This is a genomic window from Paraburkholderia sp. C35, from assembly GCF_003121405.1.
GTDB lineage: Bacteria > Pseudomonadota > Gammaproteobacteria > Burkholderiales > Burkholderiaceae > Paraburkholderia.
The window spans coordinates 26,286-49,422 of record NZ_QBUY01000042.1; the positions used below are offsets into that span (position 1 = coordinate 26,286).

Below are 23,137 nucleotides of genomic sequence, written 5' to 3' on the forward strand. Positions count from 1 at the left end.
ATGCCGCAGTGGTTGTACGCGTCGATTCACGCCGCACTGAATTTTATCGGCCTGAATAAGATAGATAACGAAGACGATATCGAAACATTGGGTCTGGTTTGTTTGCTCGTAACGAGTTGCGCTGTGGTAGCGATCGTGTTGTGGACTGCCATGACCGTTATCACGCGGTACGTGCGAAGATGGCCTCGCTCGTCATGATATGACGTCGTCAACGGCCAGGCGCCATCAAACCCGCGGCACCCCATCCTCAACCAGCACGGCCACGGGCATCGTCGTCAGTGCATCGCGCAGATAGAGCCGGCCCGTATCCTCGACCTTCGGCGCAGCGGGACTCAGCCAGTCGAACAACGCGCGTCCGAACAGTTCTTCGGGCATCTGCACAGCCGTATCGTCCCACGCAATCGGATCGATCAGCGGCAGATCATTGCCCGCATCGAGCAGCGCCATCGAAAGACGCGTCGCGATCACCACGGCCCAGCAGTTGCCCTGCCTGCGCGCGAATGCGATCACGCGATCCGCGTGCTTGCCTTGCACCGTGAGCGGGATATAGCTGCCGTTGCTCAGCAACTCGGGTATCTGCATGCGCAGCGCGAGCATCCGCTGGATGATCGCGAGCTTCACGCGGCCGTCGCGCCAGCCAGCGAGGTATTCGGAAGGTGGCGCTTCCGCGAGCAGCGCGTTGCGCCGCGTGAAATCGACGGGCCGGCGGTTGTCGGGATCGACGAGACTGAAGTCCCATAGTTCGGTGCCCTGATAAAGATCGGGAACACCGGGCGAAGCCAGTCTCAGCACAGTCTGCTGCAGACTGTTCACCACACCCGCCTTGCCGATGCGAGTCGCGAATCCGCTCAACTCGCGCAGAAAATCATCGCGGCGTTGCGGCGCAAGAATATCGAACAGAAACTCGCGGCAGCCGTTTTCGAACGCTTCGTCGGGTGCAAGCCAGGTGGTGCGCAGCTTGGCTTCGCGCAGCGCCTTCAACTGCCATTGGGCGACGCGCTCGGCGAGCGCCTTGACGCCGGCTTCGTCGTCGGGAGCAAGACCTGGCGGCCAGCAGCCCACCAGCGTTTGATAGAGCATCGCTTCGGCGGCAAGGCCGGGCGCCCAGTCCTCCGTGTTGCCGTCCATCGCGCGCCGGTGTGGCGTGTTCAATGCCGTCCATGTGCGCAGCGTCGCAATCCACTCGTCGGCGATTTCGCTCAGCACGGCCATGCGCGCGCGCGCGTCCTCGCCGCGTTTGTGGTCGTGAGTCGCCGTTGCGAGCATCGCATGCGGAAAGCGGCGCGCGCGTTCCTGATTTGCCGCATGAAACTGTTCGACGGTCAGCGCGAACTCGCCAGGGTCCGCACCCACTTCGCAGCGCGACAGCAAGCGTCCGTAGCGATAGCACGCGGTGTCTTCAATGGCTTTCGCGGCAACGGGCGCCGTCAGTTGCGAGAACAGCGTCTGCACGGTGCGGCGAGCCGACGCCGTGTGATTGAACGCGCCGGCGCCGCCGTTCTGCTGCGGCGCCTGATTGGCACCGTTACGCGCGCCATTGCCGGTTTCGTCGGCGCCACTGCCCAGCCACGCATCGACGCGCGCCAGCACACCGAAATCGGCACGCGACAGCTGTTGTCGGGCCATATCCAGCGCGACGTCGAAGTACACGTTATCCGCCGCGCTGCGCAACCCGTTCTGCGGATAGATGCGATAGACGGGAAAGTGCGCGGCAAGCTCGCTGGTGACGCGGCGGATCGCCGTGTAGGTGAAGTCGCGCGTGTTGATGCTGTCACGCGCCAGCCGATGCAGTGCGCGCGCCGAGCGGTCGAGTTCCGCCGACAGATTCTCCGCGAGAATCTTGCGCCGTGCGGGCAGTGCTTCGTCTGCGAAGCGCGCGGGGCGGCCGCTCAATTCGGCCCACGCCTGGGCGAGCGGCTCGGCGCCTGCGGGATCGTGCAGCAGTGCGCCGGCGTCGTTCATGAAGTCATAGCCGGTCGTGCCATCCACGGGCCAGTCATCACGCAGCGCCTCGCCGCGCCCAAGAATCTTCTCGACGACGATATACGGCGTCGTGCCTTCGCGCAGTTCCGACAGCCGTTGCCGCAACCGCTGTGTGTATTCGCGCGGCTCGGCCAGTCCGTCGATATGATCGATGCGCACGCCGTCGATCACACCATCGGCATAGAGCCGGAAAACCAGCGCATGCACGGCGTCGAACACCTCGGGACGCTCGACGCGCACGGCCGCCAGCGAACTGATGTCGAAGAAGCGGCGCCAGTTCACTTCGTCGGATGCCGTACGCCACCACGCGAGCCGGAAATGCTGGCGCTCGATGAGCCGGTGCAGGCGGTCGCGCGTGACAGGCTCGTTGGGTGAATACGCTTCGAGCACGAACTCGATGGCCGACGCGCCGTTCTGCCTGACGAACTCGCGCAACGCTTCGCGGCCTTCGGCGGCGCGCGGGTGATCGGTGGGCTGTGTGGTGATCGACGTGAAGCGCTCGGCGAGCGCGCTCAGATCCGCGCGATCCGCCGATTGCAGGATCGCCGCGTAATCGATCGGGCAAACGGGACACGCATGCTCGCCATAGACGATGCTGAAGCGCCCGTTGTCAGCGTCGAAATGCAACGCGATGCGGCCCGCCACCAGTTCGTCGCCGTACGACCCGCCGAGCACGGGCATCAGCACCTTGCCGCGCAGGGCAGGGTCGGGCGAATGCCAGTCCACGTCGAAATAGCGCGCGAATGCGCTATGGCGGCCCCATTCCAGGATGTCCTGCCACCACGCATTGTGGCTGCTCACGCCCATGTGATTCGGCACGACATCGATGATCAGGCCCATGCCGAGCTCGTGCAGCTTGTCGGTCAGACGCCGCAAGCCATGTTCGCCGCCGCATTCGGCGCTGACCTGGCTGTAGTCGACCGTGTCGTAGCCGTGTGTCGAGCCAGGCGTAGCTGTCGTGATCGGCGAAGCGTACAGGTGGCTCACGCCGAGCGCGGCGAAATAGTCGACGTGCGCAAGCGCATCGTCGAACGTGAAGTCGCGATGGAACTGGAGTCGGAGCGTGGCGCGCGGAACGGTCATGGCGTATCGGACAACGAAGAAGCGGAGGTTGGGTTGATGCGTGCCTGCTCGCGGGATTGTTCGATGGCCAGCAGACGGTCGCAGAAGGTGTCGTCGGCGAACAGTTCGTCGACGGGCTGGAGCATGCGTCGCCGCCAGTTCGGATGTTCGTCGATGGAGCCGGGCAGATTCGGCTGATCGGCGAGCGCGAGGAGGTCCTCGAGCGGCAACGTGACAAGCGGCGACGGTGTCGCGGCGACGAAGGCCAGCGCTTCGTCGACGGGCGCGGCACCGGGCGGCGGCGGCTCGACATCGGATGCGGCAAGGCCAGCCTGCTGGAACGCCTGCCAGAGCGCGGCGCGGTCCTCGGCGCGTTCGGCCTGCGCGAGCGCGACGGGGTCGCGGCCCTCGGCGCGCGCCGCCGTCTGGCCGACACGGTTGCGCCACACGATATCCTCGCCGCGCCACCAGCCGGTGACGGTGGGCAGATCGTGCGTGGTGGTCGTGCCGACGGCGCCGCGATCCCATTCGTTCGGCGCCATGAAGCCCTTGCCGTCACGCGTGCGCTCGAACCACAGCACGCGGATGCCCGCCAGCCCGTGTTCGCTGAGCCGCTCGCGAAAACCGGGCGGCACAGTGCCGAGATCTTCGCCGATCACAATCGCGCGATGCCGCCACGATTCGAGCGCGATCAGCCGCAGCATGTCTTCGAGCGGATAGCGCAGATACGCACCATGTTTCGCGGGTTCGCCTTCGGGCACGAGCCACAGTCGCCGCAGCCCGAGAATGTGATCGATACGGATGCCGCCCGCGCACGCAAACGCCGCACGCAGCATGTCGATGAATGCCGAGAAGCCCTGATTGCGCATCGCGCGCGGCGAGAACGTGGTGAGTCCCCACGACTGCCCCGCCTGGTTGAACAGATCGGGCGGTGCACCGACGGATACGCCATGCAGCATGTCGTCGCGATACGACCAGGCGTGCGAGCCGGCGCTATCGCAACCCACGGCGAGATCGGCAATCAGTCCGACGGCCATGCCGGCGTCGCGCGCCGCATGTTGCGCGTGCGACAAGCCCTTCGACGCAAGCCATTGCAGGAACAGATGAAACTCGACTTCATGCCGATGCTCGTTCGCAAACGCCTCGACTTCAGGGCTGCGCGGGTCTTGCAGCGCATCGGGCCATTTGCGCCAGTAGCCTTCGCCGCTGTTGAGCAACTGGAACGCATGCAGCGCCTCGAAGCGCGCGTGGTCTTCGAGCGCGCGGCCACCGCGTTCGCAGAAGCCGTGAAATTCGAGTGCGCGCGGCGAATCCTGCGCGCGGTCATTGGCGCAGAAACGCTCGAACAGTACGCGCAGCACCTTGAGCCTCAGCGGCGTCGCCGTTTTCCAGTCGATCAGCGGCAGCGTTTCGAGTTGCGGCCACACGTCGACGCCACCCGCTGCATCGAGCGCGGCCTGGGCGGCTTGCGCGCCGAACACGGCGGCAGGATCAATATGCGTGACGTTCAGCCACAAGCGCGACGACGGCGAATACGGACTGAACGATCCCGGCAGCGCGCTGAACATCGCGTGCGTCGGACTGATGGCGAGCGCGTTGGCACCGCGCTTCGCGCTCTCGACCGCGAGCGTCGCGAGGGCCGTGTAATCGCCGATGCCGCCATCGCCGATACGCCGCAGGCCGTAAATCTGCGCAGCGATGCCCCACAGCGGCGGCACCTGCGCGTCGTCGCCATGCATCGCGCGCCATGCGTCGGCGACGGTGTAGCACTGCGCGGGCGCGACGGCGAGTGTCATGCGGTGATCATTGAGCACGAGCGTGTGATAACCCGGCTCATCGATGGGCGACAGCAACGCCGCTTCACCGCGCGGCGCCGTGAAGCGGCCGTCGATCAGCGAGCCGCTTTCCAGTTCGATCCGGTAGTGACTGCCCGATTTGATCGCGGCAGCGGGCAGCGCAATGCCGCGCCCGCATTCGACCGTCATCAAGGGCGGCAGCTTGCGGCCTGACAATTCGGCCTCGAGCGCGGCGGCGCTCTGGCGAATCTGCGTAGCGTTGCCGCATGGCAGGCCCATGCGGTCGAGCAGCGCGGCAAGCGTGCTGTCGGGTACGCGCTTGCGATTGTGGTGCGCGTCTTCCCATTCGACTTCGAAGCCCGCGCGTGCGGCGAGCGTGGCGATGGAAATGCCGGGGCGTCGAGTCGTGGCCACGCGGGTTACTCCATAGAGAAATGCTTGCGCGCGTCGTGGCCGACGGCGTAGTCGCTGACATCGCCCGTCAGCCACGCGATGAATGCATTCGACGGCAACGCGCCTTCATCGACGCGATCGCGCACACGCGGCGGCGTTTCGAAAATGACTTTGCCGGCGGGCTGTTCGTCGAGTGGCGCGGCTTCGTTGCCGAGATTCACCGCAATCGATAGCGTCTCGCCGTCGTCGAGTTTCCAGCGCGCGATGAGTGCATTGGCGTCTCCACCGCTCGCTGCTTTCAGCACGGCCGCGCCCAGCGCCTTCGCGTGCCGCAGACGCGGCGCAATCAGTTTGGCGCGCACCGCGAGCGCGGACTTGTAGAAATGCATCCAGTCGAGTGCGTCTTTTTCATCAGGCGTTTCGCCGTGACGCCCGGTAGGCCGTTCGGGCGGCGATGACATCGCGAGCGTCTTCGGATCGTTCGGATCGGGAATCAGCGCACGGCGTTTTTCATCGGCGAAAGCGGAGAAGCGCGCGAACTCCTTGCGCCGTCCTTCGCGTACGGCATTGGCGAGATCGCCGGTGTAATCGGTGAAAAACAGGAATGGCTGCTTCGAGCCGTATTCTTCATCCATGAACAGCAGCGGAATTTGCGGCGACAGCAGCAACAGGCCCGTTGCTGCGCGCAGCGCGTCGTCGGAACACAGCGTGCGCAGACGCTCGCCCATCGCGCGATTGCCGATCTGATCGTGGTTCTGCAGGAACGCGACGAACGATGCAGGCGGCAGATGGCCGCTGGGCTGCCCGCGTGGGTTGCCGTCGTGGATCGGCGACGGATCGCCCTGATAACCGAAGCCGCTGCCGAGTATGCGTGCGAGCCGCTGTATCGGCTGATCGGCGTACGCGGCGTAATAGCCTTCGTGTTCGCCCGTCAGCAAGACGTGCAGTGTGTTGTGCGCGTCGTCGTTCCACTGCGCGGTGAAATGCGTGCCGAGCAGTTCAGCCGTATTGCGCTCGTTTTCCAGCACCAGATGCACATGACGGCCATGCTGAACGTGCGCGCGCACGTGATCGGCGAAACCGCGCAGCCAGTCGTGGTTGTCGATGGCGTGCACGGCGTCGAGGCGCAGGCCGTCGAAGCGATATTCGTTGAGCCAGTACAGCCCGTTGTCGCAGAAGAACTCGCTCACTTCGCTGCGTTCGAAGTCGATGGCGGGGCCCCACGGCGTATGCGTGCCTTCGCGGAAGAACGTCTTCGCATACTGATGCAGATAGTTTCCGTCTGGGCCGAAGTGGTTGTACACCACGTCGAGAAACACGGCGAGACCGTGCGCGTGTGCGGCATCGATCAGCGCTTTCAGCTGCTCAGGACGACCATACGAAGCGTCGGGCGCGTAGGGCAGCACGCCGTCATAACCCCAGTTGCGCGAGCCGGGGAAATCGTTGAGTGGCATCAGTTCGATCGCCGTGACGCCGAGCGCCGCGATGGCGGGCAGGCGCTTCATCACGCCTTCGTAGCCGCCGAGCGCACCGACATGCAGTTCGTACAGCACCGTTTCTTCCCACGGCCGGCCAGACCAGTGCGTGTGCTCCCACTTGTACGCACGCGGATCGATCACTTCGCTCGGGCCGTGCACGTCCTGCGGCTGGAAGCGTGAGGCGGGATCGGGAATCAGCAGCCCGTCGTCGAGCTTGTAGCGATACAGCGCACCCGCGCCGCAGCTGATCTCCGTGTCGAACCAGCCGCCGCCCGTCGCGCTCATGTCGTGCACACCGGATGCGTCGCCGTTTTCGATCACCACCTGCACCTTCGCGCACGATGGCGCCCACAGCCTGAAGCGCGTGCGCGGCTTCGCGCTCGCCGCGCCGAGCAGCTGCGCGCCGAATGGCAGGCAGTGCGCGTGATGATGCGCGTGAGGGTCGATCGGACGTTCATGCATGATTGTCACCATTCATCGGCATGTTGATTCGCCTGGTAATCGTTGCGACATGTACAGCATGGCTTTGCTGTCGATGCTTCCGGTTGCCGCTGCGTGCAGTCAGCCGGATTGCTCCGGATCGGGCATCGAGGTGCCGGGATCCGGCGGCAACGCCGTCAGCAGACGCGGACCATACTGCGCTCCCGCGCGCCAGCTTGCCTGCCAGTCCGCATCGCCCGTGGGCTGCGCCGCGAGCACCACCATGCTGTGTGCAGCGACTTCGAGGTCCGGTGCGGCGAGCGGCGCAGGCGCCGTTTCCGGGTTTGCCGTATCGAGCAGCACATGCCATTCCAGGTGCGGCGGCGGTGGCGTGAAACGCACCGCGCCGCCCGACGCATTCAACATCAGCAACAATACTTCCGTTTCGCCATTCAGTCCCGCGCCCGCGCGACGCAGCGTGAAGGCGCGGCCTTCGGGGTCTTGCCAGGCTTCGATGGTGAGCGCCTCGCCATGTTCGTCGAACCAGCCGACGTCGAAAAGACCAGGCAACACCTCGCGGTCGCCGAACAGAAAGCGGTTTTCGCGCAACAGCGGATGCTGCTTTCGCAACGCGATGATGCGCGCAAAGAACATAGACATTTTGCGCCCATGTGGGAGCGCGGCACGTTCCCAATCTACCCAGGAAATTTCGTTATCCTGGCAATACGCGTTGTTGTTGCCGCGCTGGGTACGCCCCATTTCGTCGCCGGCGAGCATCATCGGGGTGCCGAGCGCGATGAACAGCGTGGCGATCAGCGAGCGCGAGACGCGCTCGCGCGTCTCGACGATGGCCGGTTCATCCGTCGGCCCTTCGTTACCCCAGTTCGAGCTGTAATTTTCGTTGTGGCCGTCGTTGTTGTTTTCGGCGTTGATCTCGTTGTGCTTCTGCGAATAGGCGACGAGATCGGCGAGCGTGAAGCCGTCGTGCGACGTGACGAAGTTGATCGACGCCGTCGGCTTGCGGATACGCCGGTTGAACAGATCGGCCGAGCCTGTCAGGCGCGCGGCGAGATCGGGGCGCATGCCGGCGTCGCCGCGCCAGTAACGCCGCACGGAATCGCGGACACGGTCGTTCCATTCGCTCACGCCGGGCGGATGATTGCCGAGCTGATAGCCGCCGGGACCAATATCCCATGGCGCGCAAATCAGCTTGCGTTGCGACAGGATGGGGCCTTGCCGAAGCGCGACGAAGAAGCCCGAACCGGGATCGACACCCGAGTGCTCACGACCGAGCGTGACGCCGAGATCGAAACGGAAGCCATCGATATTGAAGGCCGTCGACCAGTAGCGCAGCGAATCCTTCACCATTTGCAGCACGCGCGGGTGGGGCAGGTTGAGCGTGTTGCCGCAGCCGGTATCGTTGATGTGATGGCGTTCATCGCCTGGAATGAGGCGGTAATAGCTGGCATTGTCGAGTCCGCGCCACGACACGGTGGGGCCCATCTCATTGCCTTCGCACGTGTGGTTATAGACGACGTCGAGTATCACCTCGATTCCCGCGGCGTGCAGTTGACGGACGGCGATGCGCATTTCATCCAGCCGATGCGCCGACAGATACGAGGGCTCAGGCGCGAAGAACGCGGCCGTGTTGTAGCCCCAGTAGTTACGCAGTCCGCGCTCGACGAGAAAGCGGTCGTTGAGGAACGCGTGGACGGGCAGCAGTTCGACAGCGGTGACGCCGAGCTTGAGCAGGTGCTCGATGAATTCCGGCGACGCGAGTGCGGCGAAGGTGCCGCGTTCGGGCGCGCGCAGGTCTTTGCGCAGCATCGAGGCGCCGCGCACGTGGGTTTCGTAGATGACGGTTTCATTCCACGGCACGTTGGGGCGGGTGTCGTGAGACCAGTCGAAGGCTTCATCGACGACGACGCATTTGGGCATGGCGGGCGCCGAGTCTCTGCGGTCGATGGACAGGTCCATTCTGTTCGAATGCACGCGGTAGCTGAAGAGCGCGTCGGACCAACGGAACTGGCCAATGAGTTTTCTTGCGTACGGGTCGAGCAGGAGCTTATGCGGGTTAAAACGGTGGCCGTTTTGCGGTTGATAGGGGCCGTGGGCTCTGAACGCGTAGACGGTCCCTGGGTGGGCGTGGGGCAGGTAGCCGTGCCATACCTCGTCGGTGCATTCTGGTAATGCGTAACGCTTTAGCTCTTTTCTGCCTGTCGGCTCGAAGAGGCATAGCTCTATTCTCTGCGCGTTCGCTGAGAAGACCGCGAAGTTGACGCCTAAGCCGTCCCAGCTTGAACCCAGCGGGTACGGGCTGCCCGGTAGTAGTCGGTCTGGTAGTACGTGCGGCATTTTTTTTTGCCTTCGGCGGTTGAAGCTGGTTTGTGGTTTGGTTTTGCGTTCGCAGTTTGCTTCTTCTCTGGCATCCGCGATGTGATGTACCACTTCTCGCGTCGCCCCTGTGCGGGGCGGCACCTACTTTTCTTTGCCGCCGCAAAGAAAAGTAGGCAAAAGAAAGCGGGCTAACACCGCTAACTCTTCTTCCTGCCTGCGGGACCTTAACCGGTCCTACACTTCGCACGGCGTCGTGCTCGTCCATGATCGTTGCAAACGTTCTAAGGCACGCATCACCCGCTTCATCTTCCCGCGTCACCGCACGCGCGACCAAATTGCCCAGGTTCTCCAGGTGGCAAACTGTGTGTCGGCTTTCGCGCCGTACACGCTCCACTCCGGACTGAAAAGCAAAGGCGGTGTGTCTTGTAGGAGCGCCGACGTGTAAGGCGCGCCAACCTACACACCGTTTGCCACCTGGGCGGCCTGAATCGTTCGCTGCCATTTGCCGATGTACGGATATCTGGAGCGGGTGATGCGTTGGTCAAGCATGTTGGTAACGAACATGTGCGAGTGCGTTACCGGGTGAAGCACGGGGCCGTTGGGGTCCCGCAGGCAATAACAAGAGCTTGCGGTGTTAGCCCGCGTTCTTTTGCCTACTTTTCTTTGCGGCGGCAAAGAAAAGTAGGTGCCGCCCCGCACAGGGGCAACGCATGCGAACCAACAACAAAACGCGGATGCCAGCGCAAAACTAAAACCCACCAAACCCAACCCCAAAGCCTCGCAGAGAAAAAAACCTAATCAGCACGAAGCACAACAGTCCCCAACGGCGGCAGCACCAAAGATGCGGACTGCGGCCGCCCATGCGCCGCCACCTCATCGGTATAAATCACACCTCCATTCCCAACATTAGACCCACCATAAACCCCAGCATCGCTATTCAAAATCTCAACCCACCGCCCCGGACGGGACATCCCAATCCGATACCCATGCCGTGGCACCGGCGTAAAGTTGCAAACAGTAATAACTTCACGCCCAGCCCCATCCACGCGCCGCCAGGCAAAAACCGAATTCCCGCTATCGTCGCCAATGATCCACTCGAACCCGCCCGGCTCGGTATCCAGCCGATGCAACGCAGGTTCCTCGCGGTAAAGCCGGTTCAGATCCCGCACCAGCCTCTGCACCCCATGGTGCAACTCATCATCGAGCAGATGCCAATGCGGCGACCCATCGTGATCGAACTCGGCCATCTGCCCAAACTCGCCACCCATGAACATCAGCTTCTTCCCGGGATGGGTCCACATAAAAGCCAGATACGCACGCAGATTCGCAAACTTCTGCCAGCGGTCGCCAGGCATCTTGCCCAATAGCGATCCCTTGCCGTGCACCACTTCATCGTGCGAGAGCGGCAGAACAAATTTCTCGGAGTACGCATACACCATCGCAAACGTCATGTTGTGGTGATGCCAGCGTCGATTGATGGGATCTTCATGCATGTAATGCAGCGTGTCGTGCATCCAGCCCATGTTCCACTTGAACTGAAAGCCCAGCCCGCCATCTTCGGTGCGCGCCGTCACGCCCGGCCATGCCGTCGATTCCTCGGCAATCGTGATGGCGCCATGTACATCGGGCATGTGCTGCACTTCATGATTCAGTCGCTTTAAAAACGCAATCGATTCGAGGTTCTCGCGTCCGCCATAAATATTCGGCACCCACTCGCCCGCCGCGCGCGAATAATCGCGATACAACATCGATGCGACGGCATCCACCCGCAAGCCATCGACGTGATAACGCTTGAGCCACGCCAGCGCGGACGCAATCAGGAACGCGCTCACCTCGTTGCGGCCGAGGTTGTAGATCATCGTGTTCCAGTCCTGGTGATAGCCCTCGCGCGGATCGGCGTGCTCGTAGAGCGGCGTGCCGTCGAACTCCACCAGCCCATGCGCATCGTTCGGAAAGTGCGCGGGCACCCAGTCGAGTATCACGCCCAAGCCTGCTTCGTGTGCACGATTCACGAAGTGCGCGAACTGCTCCGGCGTGCCGAAGCGCGCGGACGGCGCGAACTGCGACAAAGGCTGATAGCCCCACGATCCACCGAACGGATGCTCGGCCACCGGCATGAACTCGATATGCGTGAAGCCCATTTCCTTCGCGTACGGAATCAGGCGGTCCGCCAGTTCGGCCCAGTTCAGCCCGCGATGCCCTTCCTCCGCAATGCGCAGCCAAGACTCCGCATGCACCTCGTAGATCGAGATCGGCGATTGCGGCGTCTGCTTCGATGCGCGCGTTTGCATCCAGTCGCCATCCGTCCACGGAAAGCGCTCGACGTCGTCGACATGCGCGACCACGGAAGCCGTCGCAGGCGGCTTCTCCGTCTGCATCGCGCAAGGGTCGGCCTTCAGCGGCAACGGATGGCCGTCGCGTGTCAGCATCTCGTACTTGTAGCGCGTGCCCGCGCCGATGCGCGGTATGAACAGCTCCCACACACCCGCCTGATGACGCAACCGCATCGGATGACGGCGGCCGTCCCATGCATTGAAGTCGCCCACCACCGACACGCGCCGTGCATTCGGCGCCCACACCGCGAAGCGCACGCCAGGCACCCCATCGACGGTGTAGGGCCGCGAGCCGAGGCATTCGAGCACGGCATACGGGTCGCCCCACGCGACGCGCTGCAACGGCTCATCGCCGAGCACTGGGCCGAACGAATACGTGTCCTCGATTTCCTGCACAGGACCATGCCAGTCGATCCGCAAGCGATACGGCACGGCTTCGCTGACCGGCCCGGCGAACAGGCCGCCCGGATGCAACTGCTCCAGTTCGCCGAGCAGCCTCCCCGTGTCGCGCGCGATCACGGAGACGCGCGCGGCGTTGGGCAGCATCACGCGTACGACGGGACCGGCACTTGTGTCGTGCATGCCGAGTTGCGAAAACGGATCGTGATGACGCGCATCGACGAGCGCGTCCAGGTCACCGCGATAGAGACCCGCTGCTTCCAGTTGAACGTTGTGGTGCTCACTCATAATCACCCTCTGATGCTGCAGGAGGCGCCGACGCGGCCGTGGGCGAATGCGGCCCTGCACCCGTATCGCCGAGCAGGCGGCTGGTCAGTGCCGCCAGCCCGCGTACGGGCAAGCCGAGCCACGTGGGCCGGTTGGCTGCTTCATAGCGGATTTCATAGGCCGCCTTCTCGATCAGGAACAGATCGAGCAGCGCCTGTTCGTTCTCCGGCGCGACGAGTGGCTGCGTCGCGGCTTGCGTCGCCTCGCGATACTCGCTAAGGAACGCTTCGGCGGCAGCGGCGCGGAAGCGCTCGAACAGCGCGCGCTTGCGGTCGGCCGTCATTTGCGGCGCGGCTTCCATCGTCGATTGCGCGGCTGCGCTCGCATACGACAGCGAACGCAACAGGCCTGCGACATCGCGCAACGGGCTGGACTTCGCGCGACGCTCTTCGAGTTCGCGCGCCGGCTCGCCTTCGAAGTCGATCAGGAACGCGTCGCCTTGCGCGACCAGCACCTGGCCAAGGTGGAAATCGCCGTGGATGCGCGTGCGCAGCGCATGGGCGTCAGGCTTGACCAGGTTGGCGACGGCTTCGATCAGCTTGTCCTTGCGATCGAGAATGCTGTGGCCGAGCGCGGCGCCATCGTCGCCGAGATGATCGACGTTCTTCTCCAGCAGTTCGAGCGCGGTGGCGAGCAGCTTCTGCGTGCCGTCGATCCACGCCTGCACCTGCTTACTGTCGGCGGGTTCGGGGTTGAACGCGGGGTTGTCGGAAGGCGTTGAGAGCGCGACGTGCAACTCGCCCAGCCGCTTGCCGATGATGCCCATATACGACGCGTAACCTTCGATGGCCTCTTCTTCGTTCACGCGATCCTGGCTCGCCTGGTTATCGTTGGCGCCTTCGCCTACGAGCGCGAGTTCGTCGATCGAACGGCGCAGCGTGTCGAGTTCCCAGTTCCACGCATCGCCCTGGTTGTCGACGAAGCCTTGCAGGATGCACAGCGTGTGCGGCACGTTCTCGGGATCGACACGCACCACTTCGCCATACAGCGGTGCCGTGTTCGCGTAGCCAAGCTGCGTCAGATAGCGGCTCATTTCCGCTTCGGGATGCATGCCCTTCAGCAGACGCCGCACGAGTTTCAGCACCACCTTGTCGGCGATCACCAGCGAGCTGTTGCTTTGCTCGGCGGCGAGCCAGCGGATTTCGGGCTGATCGTCGAGTTCGAGTTCATCGAAGCGGTCAGTGGGGATGAAGTGGATCGTGCTCTTCTGCACGGTCGGCACGGCGGCGCGCTCGCGCAGCTTGCGCAATGTGCCGTAGGCGAACTGCGGCAGCGCGAATGCATCCGTGAGATGGCCGACGGTGCGACCACGTCGTACGCGCGCCAGAGCAAGCTGCATGAAAAGCGGCGTGGTCGTGTCCGCGCCCCACGTGATGGCGAGCGGCAGAACATAACGCTCGGTGTGATCGCCGACGTCCGCTTCTATTTCCGTGAAGGCAAAACCGGCTTCGGGAATGGTCGTGAGCGCGGCCAGGCGCACGGCATGCATCTTCTGATCTTTCGATGCGAACCAGCGGCGGCGTTTCAGCCACGACGGCAATACCTCCGATTCCAGCAGCCGCACATTCTCCGGCGTCGGTCCGCCTTGTCCTTCGCGGATCACGATGGTCACGAAGTCGGGCAGCGGTTCGGACGGCGCCTGGCTCCATGTCGGACGGCCTCCGCCTTCGCAAAGAAGGAACCACAGGAAACCGTACGGCGGGAAGGTCAGCAGATAGGTGAGTTGACCGATGCGCGGGAACACCGAATCCGCTGTCATTTCGATCGGCACGGCGCCGTTGAATTCGGACAGATCGAGTTCGACTGCCTGCGGTGCGCGCGACAGGTTCGCCACGCAGAGAATCGGCGCCTCGCCCGGCAACTCGCGCAGATACGCGAGGATCTTGCGGTTGTTCGGCTTCAGGAAGCGGATTGTGCCGCGTCCGAACGCGTGCTTGGCGCGGCGCGTCGACAGCATGCGGCGCGTCCAGTTGAGCAGCGAATGCGGATCGCGGGTCTGCGCTTCGACATTCACTGCGTCGAAACCATACAGCGAACCCATCACGGGCGGCAGCACCAGTTGTTCAGGATCGGCGCGCGAGAAGCCGCCGTTCCGGTCCGACGACCATTGCATCGGCGTGCGTACGCCATCGCGGTCGCCAAGGTGGATGTTGTCGCCCATGCCGAGTTCGTCGCCGTAATAGATCACGGGCGTGCCGGGCATCGACAGCAGCAGCGAATTGATCAGTTCGATGCGGCGGCGGTCGCGTTCCATCAGCGGCGCCAGCCTGCGGCGAATGCCGAGGTTCAGGCGCGCGCGCCGGTCACTCGCATAGGTATTCCACAAATAGTCGCGCTCGGAGTCGGTGACCATTTCGAGCGTCAGTTCATCGTGATTGCGCAGGAAAATCGCCCATTGATTCGACGGCGCGAGATCCGGCGTCTGCTTCATGATGTCGGTGATCGGGAAGCGGTCCTCGCTCGCAATCGACATGTAGATGCGCGGCATCAGCGGGAAGTGGAACGCCATATGGCATTCGTCTTCGTTGCCGAAGTATTCCTGCACGTCTTCCGGCCACTGGTTCGCTTCGGCGAGCAGCATCCGGTTCGGATAGTCGGCGTCGATGGCTGCGCGGATTTTCTTCAGGATCGCGTGCGTCTCGGGCAGGTTCTCGTTGTTGGTGCCTTCGCGTTCGACGAGATACGGCACTGCATCCAGCCGCAACCCGTCGATGCCCATGTCGAGCCAGAAGCGCATCACCTGCAGCACTTCGCGCATCACAGCGGGATTGTCGAAGTTCAGGTCGGGCTGGTGCGAATAGAAGCGGTGCCAGTAATACTGGCCCGCGACCGGGTCATGCGTCCAGTTCGACGGCTCTGTATCGATGAAGATGATGCGGGTCTTCTCGTACTTCTTGTCGGTATCGGACCACACGTAGTAGTTGCGATGATTCGAGCCGGGCTTCGCGCGGCGCGCGCGTTGGAACCACGGGTGCTGATCCGACGTATGGTTGATGACGAGTTCGGTAATCACGCGCAGGCCGCGCGCGTGCGCTTCCTGGATAAAGCGTTTGACGTCGGCGAGCGACCCGTAGTCCGGATGGACGCAGCGGTAGTCGGCGATGTCGTAGCCATCGTCGCGTCGCGGCGAAGGATAGAACGGCAGCAGCCAGATCGCCGTCACGCCGAGTTCCGCGATGTAGTCGAGCTTCGCGATCAGGCCGGGGAAATCGCCTACGCCATCGTTGTTCGCATCGAAGAACGACTTGATATGCACCTGGTAGATGATCGCGTCCTTGTACCAGAGGGGATCATCCGACAGCGTCGACGCCTTGCCGCGGCGCGACGCGCGCGGCTGCGATGGCGCGGACGCGGCCGTCGTGTCGCTGTAATGCGCTTGCGTCGTGCTTTCGGCGGTATCGTCACGTTTCATATCGCACCTTCGTTGAAAGTGGTTTCCTGAGCAGCCCGATGTGCATCGGTTTCATCGGGCACGGGCTCGCGCGGCAGGCCGCCCGCGGGCGCAATGCGCCAGATCGCGAAGGGCCGCGTGCCGGGATCGAGCCGCACGTGTTGCCATCTGCCTTGCCATTGAAACTGCTCGCCTGTCATCTGATCGATCACGTCGATGGTTCCGTGATCGGGCAGGCCCCAGCCGTTGAACGTTCCCCACGACAGTTCGATATCCGCGCCCTGCTCGTTGTACGGATCGAGATTGATCGCGACGACGATCACGTTGTCGCGCGATTCCGTGGCCTTTTCGAAGAACAGGATGCTCTCGTTGTGCGCGGGCAGGAACGTGATATTCAGATGCGAGTGCAGCGCCGGGTTCGTGCGACGAATGCGATTGAGCTCCGTGATCTCGCGCACGATATTGCCGGGCCGGTTCCAATCCCACGCGCGGATCTGATACTTCTCCGAGTCCAGATATTCTTCGCTGTTCGGCAGCGCGGCGGCCTCGCACAGTTCGAAGCCGCTATACACGCCCCACAGGCCGGAGAGCATCGTGGCGAGCGCGGCGCGAATCAGAAAGCCCGGACGTCCCTGCGCCTGCAGATGTCGCGGGTTGATGTCCGGCGTGTTGACGAAGAAGTTCGGCCGGAACGATTCGCGCAGATCGGTCTGCGTGAGTTGCGTCATATATTCGGTGAAGTCGCGCTTCGATTCGCGCCACGTGAAGTACGTGTACGACTGCGAGAAGCCGAGCTTCGCGAGACGCGCCATCACGCGCGGACGCGTGAACGCTTCCGCGAGGAAGATCACATCGGGATGCCGCGCGCGTACGTCGCCGATCATCCATTCCCAGAACGGGAAAGGCTTCGTGTGCGGATTGTCGACGCGGAAAATGCGCACGCCCGCGTCGATCCAGAACAGGATCACGTCGCGCAATGAAAGCCACAACTCGGGCTTCGCGTCGCGCGCGTAGAAGTCGGGATTGACGATGTCCTGATACTTCTTCGGCGGATTCTCTGCATAACGCAGCGTGCCGTCGGGACGCCATGCGAACCACGTCGGATGCTGCTTGAGCCACGGATGATCGGGCGAGCATTGAATCGCGAAATCGAGCGCGATTTCGAGGCCGTGATCATGCGCGGCGGCGAGCATGCGCTTGAAGTCGTCGAGCGTGCCGAGTTGCGGATGCACGGCATCGTGGCCGCCCGCTTCGCCGCCAATTGCATAGGGGCTGCCGACATCGTCCGGTCCCGGCGTCAGCGTGTTGTTGCGGCCTTTGCGGTTGGCGATGCCGATAGGGTGAATCGGCGGAAAGTACAGCACGTCGAAACCCATGTCGCGAATGCGCGGCAATTTGCCGATCACGTCGTCGAAGTTGCCGTGACGATGTTCGTCGTCGCTCATCGAACGCGGGAAGATCTCGTACCAGCTGGCAAAGCGCGCGCCCGCGCGATCGGCGTCGATGCGATACACGACGGGATCGCGCGACAGCCCCGGACGATGACGTGCGGCGGCGAACGCCTGCGCCGTGGTCGGCGCGAGCACGATGGCGAGACGCTCGCCCGTGTCGGCCTTCATGAACTCCTTGACGATCGCTTCGAGCTGATGTCGCTCGGAGCCTTCGACCGTTTCCGTCTCGGCCAGCGCGAGCGCCAACAGATGCTTCGCCTCCTCGACTTCGAGATCGACGGATTGCTCGGCCTTCAGCTTCTTCTGGATGTGATCGACCAGCGACGCGAAATCGTCGCGCCACGCGATCACCGTGTATTCATGGCGTCCGACGCGCTCGAGCGGGATGCGCGCTTCCCAGATGTCGTTGCCGGCGGGCTGCGCGGGCGTCATCGGTGCTTCATGCCAGGCGGTTTCGTCGGCGGCACGCCAGATCACTGCGGCAGCGATCTTGTCGTGGCCTTCCGCGAACACGGCAGCCGTGATGTGCGCACGCTCGCCGACGATGCGCTTGGCCGGAAAGCGCCCGTGATCGACGGAAGGCGACACGCTTTCGATTGCCACGCGCGAGTTTGCAATTGCGTCGAGCACGCTCTTGTGGCCGGAGGTCTTGCTCTTCTCCTTGTCGATGGGCGGCGCGAGCACGCCGGGCTTTTCCGCGACCGCGCGAAACAGCCGGCACGCGCCCGGCGCGAGCGTGAATGCGCCGAGCGGCTGCGGCGCGCCGCGCGAATCGGTGCCAAGCTGCACGAAGCGCGTGAAGCTGCCCGGCACGCCGTCCAGAAAGCGCGTGGGCTCGACGCGCACGGGCGTGCCCAGTTCGGGATTGATCGCGATCATCACGGCTTCGTCGGCGTCGCGCAGATCGCGTTCGTCGCCGCGCAAGAGGATCGCGGCATGCGTGTCCGGGCCGGACAGCGAGCGCAATTCGCCGTTGGTCTGCAACGACCATGTATCGCGTGCAATTGCGTTTGCGTGCCGTACGCGCTCGGACAGATCGAGGCGCGCGCCGTTGCGAAGATCGGCGTAATGCGCGGCATCGCCGAGTGTATGAGAGATCGGTTCCGCGATGCCGTACTCGAAGCCCATCGGCATCATCCAGCCGGTGCCCGTCGAGACCGCCGTGAACAACGCACGCCGATACGCACGCTCGACGATGGCCGCGTCGTGTACGTGTTCGAGGTCGGCTGCGAGGCGCGTGCCGTAGGGCGCTTCGGGAAACGCGACCGGCGAGCCGATGCGCATCAGCAGCGCATGTTCGTCGAGCATCCACGGCGCGCGAAAGTCCCACCAGCGCGACGATGAAAACACGGCGTCGAAGCCGACTTGTTCGAGCGCGACGACATCCGCGCGATTGAGGCCGGGCGTGGCGGCAAGGAAGCGCGTCGACGGATGGCGCGACGCGCGCACGGCATTAAGCAGGCGCCGCCACGCAAATACCGGCACCCGATGCGGCGAATCGAAACGGAAGCCGCCGATGCCTGCGTCCGCGAGCCGGTCGAGCGTTTGCGCCCACCAGTCGATCAGCGGCGCGGCGACATGTTCGTTGTCGAAGTTGGCATAGGCGACATTGTCTTCATGACGCGCATGCCGCGGATCGAGCCGCTCTTCTTCCGGCTCGAACGGATGAAACCAGTCGCGGTGCTCGCGGATGAACTGGCCGTCGGCAGCGGCGCGGTCGATCACGAGATCGACCAGCAGCGTGAGGCCATGCTGGCTGGCGGTTTCCGCGAGACGTTGCAGCACTTCGTCCGCGCTCAGGCTGGTGGCGAGCGCGGGGTGCAGCCGCGCGTGATCGCTGACGATCTGCGCGTGGCCGGCCTGTCCCGGCTGGAACAGCCCGCCGATCAGCACATGATCGAAACCGAGTTGCGCGGCATGCTCGAACTGCGCAGGCCATGCTTCCAGCCGTCCAACGAGGGGAGAATGAACGAAGTAAATCCGCGGCGCATAGGCGTGGGGAGCTTCCATCGGTCGTTTCCAGATTTCGTCCTGCTGTGCGGCGTGGATGCACCTGGGTGCGATCACGACCGCCAATTAGGCTTCAGAGCCGGATGCCGCGCGATGCGTCCTGCGACGGCGCGTACTGCTCAATGTAGTGCATTGATCGACATGCGGCGCGTCAGTTCAAATTGATCGCGACGTGCGCTGCACATCGTTGGTCCGGGACCAATCGACAGGCGGTTGTTCAGCAAGCGCTATGCCAGAAAGCAGTACAGCAAGGAAACGGTTGAAACGGCGAAAGGCGTGCGGCGACGGCTGGACAGCCTGGTACGGCGCGACGAAACGGATGCGGGCGCCGTGTCATTCATACGAATGACACGGGAAAACAGAAGGAAGACGTGTAAATCGGGCGTGTCGTCAGGTGGCTGTTACATGGCATGTTGCCATACTCGCGTGGGCGCGACAGCACAGCACGCTATGAGCCGAGCAACCCGGCCGCCATGTTGATGCACAACCCGAGCACGGCGACATTGAAATAGAACGACAGCACCGACTGCGCCAGCGCCGCCCGGCGTATTTCGCGCGAGCGCAGCACGACGTCCGATGTCTGCGACGCCACGGCGATCGTGAAAGAGAAATACAGAAAGTCCCAGTAGTTCGGATCGAGCTTGTGATCGGGGAACTTCAGCGCGGTTTCCTGCATACCGGTGGCGAAGTGCATGCGCGCGTAGTGAAGCGTGAAAATAGTGGGTATCAGGAACCACGCGCCGATCAGCGTGATGCCCGTCACGAGATAGTGCGACACACCCGTGCTGCCCTTCGATTGCGCCAGCTCCAGCACGATGGCCGCCACGCTCGCGATGGTCGCGAGGCAAACGATGGCGAGCACCACGCCTGCGTTTTCGTCTTCGCGTTGCGCGATCTCACGCACGCGGTCGTGATCGGCGCGCGCCATTTCCAGCCACCTCAGCGCGAGATAGGTCCACACGGCGACATCCCACGAGACCAGCACGCGGATCATTGGGCGCATGTGCGCGCCCGCCAGCAGCACGCCGATCACGATGCCGAGCACGAGGCCCGTTACCATGCGCGGGCGGTTACGCAATACCTGTGGATAGACACTCATCAGTGTGTGCTCCTCGCAGCGGGATATGACAAGGTTATGTCGCGAAGCGACAGTAAAGGTTGCGACGGTTGCACGTGGATATGCTGCATGATTTGTCGAAAGGGGTATCGGGACGTTATAGTTTTCCCGCAGTTTTGCTCAATGGCCTTGCATGCGGCTTTCACCCGTTGCTGCGTTCTCGCGCGCAGCGACCCGTGAGCATGCAATAGCGACACGCCGACGGCAGGTTTCCTGTCGCATGGCCAGGCATCAGAGACCGCGAGACAGCGGCGCAAGACCAGTTTTGGGGCGGACGCCCGGCGTGCCTGCATGAATCGGCCAATGGCCGGATGCGGCGCGCGCCGGTCGAATACAAACATCATCTGGAACCCCCATGACAGATGTTGATCGTCACGCTGTGCACGCTCATGCCGCGCGCTCGCCGCGCCGCCGTGCATGGCTGATCGGCACGCTCGCTTCGGCGGCCGGCCTTGCGTTTGCATCGGCGGCGCGTCATGGCGCAGCGCCGGGCATCGCGACGGCACTCGCGCAAACGCCACCGCCCGCAGGCGGCGCGAATGCCGGATATGCCGCCTTCATCGCGCTGTCCGGCAAGCTCACCGGGCATCCCAGCTTCGATCCGGTGCACGGCAAGCGTGCATATGACGCGCTTTCCCACGCCGACGCACAGTTCGCGCAGAACGTGGCCGCGCTCAATACGTGGCTCGGCTCGCACGGCGGCGTGCCGTCTGATGTCGTCACGCAAGCCTTGCAGATCGATCAGCCGCAACTCGCGAAGACCATCAGCGCGATCACGCGCGCGTGGTATCTCGGGCTGGTCGGCGAGATGCCGAACGTGCAGGTGATTGCCTACGAACGCGCGCTCATGTTCGAACCCGTCAAGGACATTCTGACCGTCCCGTCGTACTGTCGGGACGTGCCGTTTTACTGGACGCGCAAGCCGGCCAATGCGTAGCCGCGGCGTATCCATGTCGCACGATAGCGTTGCGTGGACATCGACAGAAACAAGCCAGCAGACGAATAAGAGGGCACCGAAGAGGCAAGCATGGCAAACGCAAATTCCGCCGACATCGTTGTCGTCGGCTCGGGTGTGGCGGGCAGTCTCGTCGCGTACCAGATGGCGCTCGCGGGCGCTTCGGTGATCCTGCTCGAAGCCGGGCCGCGCCTGCAGCGCGGGCAGATCGTCGAGAACTTCCGCAACTCGCCGGCAAAAGCAGAGTTCGCGACGCCGTATCCTTCGACGCCTTATGCGCCGCATCCTCAGTACACGCCCGCCAACAACTATCTGATCCAGAAGGGCGAGTATCCGTATAACTCGCAGTATGTGCGGCTGGTCGGTGGCACGACATGGCATTGGGCGGCTGCGACCTGGCGTCTGCTGCCATCGGATTTTGAACTGAAAAAGCGCTACGGCGTGGGCCGCGACTGGCCGTATCCGTATGAAACGCTCGAGCCGTGGTACTTCGCGGCTGAAGTGGAGCTGGGCGTGTCCGGGCCGGATTCATCCGTCGATCTCGGCTCGCCGCGCTCGAAGCCGTATCCGATGAACGCGTTGCCGCTGTCGTACATGGACCAGCGTTTTTCCACCGTGCTCAACGCGAACGGCTTCAGGGTCGTGCCCGAGCCGGTCGCGCGCAACAGCCGTCCGTACGATGCGCGGCCCACCTGCTGCGGCAACAACAACTGCATGCCGATCTGCCCGATCGGCGCGATGTACAACGGCATCGTGCACGCCGACAAGGCCGAGCGCGCGGGCGCGAAGCTGATTGCGCAAGCAGTCGTTTATCGCGTCGAGGCGGACAACAAAGGGCTGATCACGGCCGTGCACTACAAGGATCCGAACGGCAACAGCACGCGCGTGACGGGCAAGCTGTTCGTGCTGGCGGCGAACGGCGTCGAGACGCCCAAGCTGATGCTGATGTCGACCTCGGACGCCTTTCCGCACGGCATCGGCAACCGTTCCGATCAGGTGGGCCGCAACCTGATGGACCATCCCGGCACGGGCGTGACGTTCCTCGCGAACGAATCGCTGTGGCCTGGACGCGGGCCGATGGAAATGACCTCCGTGGTGAACTTCCGCGACGGCGCGTTCCGCTCGGAATACGCGGCGAAGAAGCTGCATGTATCGAACGGTGTGCCGACCATGGCGATCACCGCGGCGCTGCTCAAAGGCGGTCTGACGGGTGCAGAGCTCGACCGGCAGATCCGCGACCGCGCCGCGCGCACGGTGACCATCAACAGCTTCCACGAGCACTTGCCCGAGCCGCAAAACCGCATCGTGCCTTCCGCCGATCACAAGGACTCGCTCGGCATCGCCCAGCCCGAAATCTATTACTCGATCAACGATTACGTGAAAAAAAGCGCCGCGCACACGCATGAGCTCTACGCACAGATTGCCGGGCTGTTCGGCGGCACCGAGGTTTCGTTCGACGATACCTACGCGCCGAACAACCACATCATGGGCACGACGATCATGGGCAGCGATCCCGCCAGTTCCGTCGTCGATGCGGACTGCCGCACGCACGATCACCCGAATCTGTTCATCGCGAGCAGCGGCGTGATGCCGGGCGCGGCATCGGTGAATTGCACGCTGACGATTGCCGCGCTGTCGCTGAAGCTCGCCGACAAGCTCAAGCACGAAATCTGAGGGCCCGTTTG

The 23,137-nt window shown here is 63.5% G+C and carries 10 protein-coding genes; 2 read left to right on the top strand and 8 right to left on the bottom strand.

Features of this window, described 5'->3' with window-relative positions; all coding sequences use genetic code 11:
- Positions 1 to 225: 225 nt before the first annotated feature.
- The 8 genes from treY to DK391_RS23330 all read right to left on the bottom strand — a co-directional run bounded on the left by treY (position 226) and on the right by DK391_RS23330 (position 20,479).
- A complete protein-coding gene (treY, locus tag DK391_RS23295) occupies positions 226 to 3,066 on the bottom strand; it encodes a malto-oligosyltrehalose synthase (protein WP_109480350.1) in 2,841 nt (946 codons plus the stop codon).
- Positions 3,063 to 5,255 carry a 4-alpha-glucanotransferase gene (gene malQ / locus DK391_RS23300; protein ID WP_109480351.1) on the bottom strand — a complete coding sequence of 731 codons (2,193 nt, stop codon included), beginning with the start codon at positions 5,253 to 5,255 and terminating at the stop codon, positions 3,063 to 3,065. The genes treY and malQ overlap by 4 nt, the downstream gene beginning before the upstream one ends.
- A 5-nt stretch (positions 5,256 to 5,260) precedes the next feature.
- Positions 5,261 to 7,174, bottom strand: a complete 1,914-nt coding sequence (gene treZ / locus DK391_RS23305) for a malto-oligosyltrehalose trehalohydrolase (RefSeq protein WP_109480383.1) — start codon at positions 7,172 to 7,174, stop codon at positions 5,261 to 5,263.
- Between the two features lie 99 nt (positions 7,175 to 7,273).
- Positions 7,274 to 9,487: a glycogen debranching protein GlgX gene (gene glgX, locus DK391_RS23310; protein ID WP_109480352.1), complete on the bottom strand. Its 2,214-nt coding sequence runs from the start codon at positions 9,485 to 9,487 to the stop codon at positions 7,274 to 7,276.
- A 776-nt stretch (positions 9,488 to 10,263) separates the two neighbouring features.
- Complete coding sequence (gene glgB / locus DK391_RS23315) at positions 10,264 to 12,489, bottom strand: 1,4-alpha-glucan branching protein GlgB (RefSeq protein ID WP_109480353.1); 2,226 nt, start codon at positions 12,487 to 12,489, stop codon at positions 10,264 to 10,266.
- Positions 12,482 to 15,940 (bottom strand): maltose alpha-D-glucosyltransferase, encoded by a 3,459-nt coding sequence (gene treS, locus DK391_RS23320; RefSeq protein WP_109480354.1) that lies wholly within the window; start codon positions 15,938 to 15,940, stop codon positions 12,482 to 12,484. The genes glgB and treS overlap by 8 nt, the downstream gene beginning before the upstream one ends.
- Complete coding sequence (locus DK391_RS23325; protein WP_109480355.1) at positions 15,937 to 19,380, bottom strand: maltotransferase domain-containing protein; 3,444 nt, start codon at positions 19,378 to 19,380, stop codon at positions 15,937 to 15,939. The genes treS and DK391_RS23325 overlap by 4 nt, the downstream gene beginning before the upstream one ends.
- A 448-nt stretch (positions 19,381 to 19,828) precedes the next feature.
- The gene (locus DK391_RS23330; RefSeq protein WP_109480356.1) at positions 19,829 to 20,479 is read right to left on the bottom strand and encodes a DUF1345 domain-containing protein; all 651 of its coding nucleotides are present in this window, start codon (positions 20,477 to 20,479) and stop codon (positions 19,829 to 19,831) included.
- Positions 20,480 to 20,852: 373 nt separating this feature from the next.
- Between DK391_RS23330 and DK391_RS23335 the strand changes: the two genes are divergently transcribed.
- Positions 20,853 to 21,434: a sugar dehydrogenase complex small subunit gene (locus tag DK391_RS23335; protein WP_109480357.1), complete on the top strand. Its 582-nt coding sequence runs from the start codon at positions 20,853 to 20,855 to the stop codon at positions 21,432 to 21,434.
- A 90-nt stretch (positions 21,435 to 21,524) separates the two neighbouring features.
- Positions 21,525 to 23,126, top strand: coding sequence for a GMC family oxidoreductase (locus DK391_RS23340; RefSeq protein ID WP_109480358.1), 1,602 nt, complete (start codon positions 21,525 to 21,527; stop codon positions 23,124 to 23,126).
- The last annotated feature ends 11 nt before the right edge of the window (positions 23,127 to 23,137 follow it).